Raw genomic sequence first — 617 nt, 5'->3', positions numbered from 1 at the left:
GGGGCGATGGCGCGGCCGCCGCCGAGGTGCGCTTCGCGGACGACCACGTCCGTGTCGGCGCGCGCGCGATCGCCTTTGCCGAGGTGGTGCGGCAGGCCTACCTGGCGCGCGTGCAGTTGTGGTCCGAGGGCTTCTACGCCACGCCCGGCCTGCACTGGGACGCGAGCACGCTGACCGGCCACCCCTTCTACTACTTCGCCTACGGCGCCGCGGTGTCCGAGGTGATCATCGACACGCTGACCGGCGAGTGGCGGCTGCTGCGCGCCGACCTGCTGCACGACGCCGGCGACTCGATCAACCCGGCAATCGATCGCGGCCAGGTCGAGGGCGGCTTCATCCAGGGCATGGGCTGGCTGACCACGGAAGAGCTATGGTGGAACGCCGACGGCAGGCTGCTGACGCACGCGCCTTCCACCTACAAGATCCCGGCCGCGCACGACTGCCCGGCCGATTTCCGCGTCCGCCTGTACCCCAACCCCAACCGCGCGGACACCATCCTGCGCTCGAAGGCGGTGGGCGAGCCGCCGCTGCTGCTCGCGTTCTCGGTGTGGTTCGCGCTCCGCGACGCCGTCGCCGCAGTCGGCGACGGGCGCACCAACCCGCCGCTGCGCGCGCCC

General features: G+C 72.4%; 1 protein-coding gene. It reads left to right on the top strand.

Annotated elements, in window-relative coordinates:
- Positions 1-617 (top strand): molybdopterin cofactor-binding domain-containing protein (locus C667_RS23730; RefSeq protein WP_004391989.1); only part of this gene is annotated, 617 nt, incomplete at both ends.

Origin of the sequence: Thauera phenylacetica B4P (assembly GCF_000310225.1) — a bacterium.
Lineage (GTDB): Bacteria > Pseudomonadota > Gammaproteobacteria > Burkholderiales > Rhodocyclaceae > Thauera > Thauera phenylacetica.
This window is presented reverse-complemented; position numbering and strand designations above follow the sequence as displayed.